Origin of the sequence: Aeromonas lacus (genome assembly GCF_000764665.1) — a bacterium.
GTDB lineage: Bacteria > Pseudomonadota > Gammaproteobacteria > Enterobacterales > Aeromonadaceae > Aeromonas > Aeromonas lacus.
This window is the reverse complement of sequence record NZ_JRGM01000163.1, coordinates 1-2,038: the sequence shown is the minus strand read 5'-3', so window position 1 is coordinate 2,038 and position 2,038 is coordinate 1. Positions and strand designations below refer to the sequence as shown.

At 45.8% G+C, this 2,038-nt stretch carries 3 protein-coding genes and 1 pseudogene; 2 read left to right on the top strand and 2 right to left on the bottom strand.

Going from position 1 to position 2,038, the window contains the following annotated elements; translation table 11 throughout:
• On the bottom strand, positions 1-302 hold a 302-nt coding region (locus LG31_RS21080), incomplete at its 3' end, for a hypothetical protein (protein ID WP_152598441.1).
• Between the two features lie 401 nt (positions 303-703).
• Between LG31_RS21080 and LG31_RS21075 the strand changes: the two genes are divergently transcribed.
• Both LG31_RS21075 and LG31_RS20635 read left to right on the top strand, forming a co-directional pair.
• Complete coding sequence (locus LG31_RS21075) at positions 704-937, top strand: hypothetical protein (RefSeq protein ID WP_152598440.1); 234 nt, start codon at positions 704-706, stop codon at positions 935-937.
• Positions 938-994: 57 nt separating this feature from the next.
• A pseudogene (locus tag LG31_RS20635) lies at positions 995-1,687 on the top strand (IS5 family transposase).
• A 68-nt stretch (positions 1,688-1,755) separates the two neighbouring features.
• On the opposite strand, the gene LG31_RS0118555 reads toward LG31_RS20635, so the two are convergent.
• A partial coding sequence (locus LG31_RS0118555) for an EAL domain-containing protein (RefSeq protein WP_033115897.1) occupies positions 1,756-2,038 on the bottom strand: 283 nt, incomplete at its 5' end.

Genomic DNA, 2,038 nt, shown 5'->3' with positions numbered 1-2,038 from the left:
CTGTTTACCAATGCGACAGGTGAAGTCAGCTGGGCTTCCAGTTTCATTGTTTCACCAGATTGCCCCATAACGCTGATTTTGAAAGGTGCATTACCGGTTGTCCATTTTTTATCTGTAGGGTTAAAAGACAGGTTGACAGCACCATTAGGTTCTACAATAAGGCCGTGCTTGCCATCTTTTACGGCATTTACTTGCCAGTTTGCACTAGCGTTTAGTTGTGCAGTATCAGCAGCCATAGCAGCGACAGACGTCAAACCAAGACCACAAATAATAGAGCAAGCCAGCACATTGATTTTTTTCATTAGATTTAACCTGAGACATATTTAATGAGAAATAACACACATCTATCAATCTCATTGATAAATGCGGTGAAGAAAAAAGATGAACAGCACATTACCAGCAGAGCATATCCATGTTCATGCGTGTTCGCGGGACATGTTTAACGTGACGCTAATTAGTTTCTAGCCATCCATCTGCGAAACATACTATCCCCGTCGAACGCAAAAATGAAAATACTTAAAATTAAGATAAAAACTTAAATAAAACAATCACTTGCGTGGCCATCAATTACACTGAAACAGTCGTCAATCTGTACGCGCTGTACGCGACATACCTGCCGACACGCCCCTGAGCTGGTACTGAAACATGACGAACTCATTACCTGCTCAGCTTGCAAAAAAAAGGCTGCCATAAGGCAGCCAACGTGCATGATAAACAGGATACTAAAGCAAACACTCGTCAAGGTTTGAAAGCAACCCTTCGTACAGACATCAAACCTTTACGTAAGCGATTACCTCATTTTAAGAGCGCCGATAACAGTTTCAAAAAGATATTATTTATTATTCCGCGCCAGATTTTTGAGGATGTTCATTATCAAGACAGAACGTTGTGGAACGGTAATCCACTGGCGTTGTTTGCCAAATCGATTCAGCTGTAATGAAACTAACTGAGAACCAGGTGATCTGATCACCACCATCCTCTTCAAGCCTACATCATGGGCACATCGCTTCACCCCATCACCAACTGGCCTCAATACAACAAGTCTTTAATTAACCGTGGTTCACTCACCTTCAGGGTTGATGCTGAGGCCATGAACAACTGGTTTCACCACGACCATCATGGGCGGTGGAGCCGCAGCTAGCTTTACACTGACCAGACCACCTGTACCTTCCTGATGCTCAGGGGATTTTCAACCTCACCCTGCGGCCACTTAGGGACTACTCGACTCCCTGTTCGAGTTGATGAATGTGCCGTTGTGCGCACCGGACTATAGCTGGGCCAGCAAGCGTGCACGCACGGTGAAAGTGGCCTATTGGCAACCCGCCAAGGGGCGTATCACCGACCAAGTCATCAACTCGACTAGCCTGAAGCATTTGACGAAGGCGAGTGGAAAATCAGGAAACACGGCGCTGAGAAGCGCCGTGTCTGGCGCAAGTTGCATCTGGCGGTAGACTCGGTGACCAACAATATCGTGGCAGCGGAGATGTCGTTGGATAATGTCCATGACGCCGAGGTGATGCCGACCTTACTCATCCACTGCTGCGCAAGCTGGGACGGGTTTATGCGGATGGCGGGGAAAATCAGTCTGCGAAAATACAACGGTCAGATAGGGGGATTGATGGCATATGTAAGCGCCATGGACAAACTGAACACACTGGGTCAGCCCGTTAGACAACCCCGAGTGTAGCGGTCACCAGGGGCTGGAGCAGTTGCTGCTTGATGGCTGATTTTGGAAACAACGCCCTTTGAGACTCATTAAGCATTTTGGATAAGGACAATGTTCCCATTAACACTTGCCTGGTTTTGATGGTCTAGAACGAAGGTATCGTCCCAGTAAAACCCTTGACCTAGCTCAACAAAAGATTTTTTACAAGCTTTTACTTGTTGGATTGTTTCAACCCCTTCCATTAAGAGCTTTTCATGATGTTTTTTTATCTCCGTTATATAGCTAATTAGCTCTCCCTCATCATTACCAACACTCCATAAGACTGACTTGTCAATTTTAACAACATCCCATGGGATATCCATAAATAAAGGG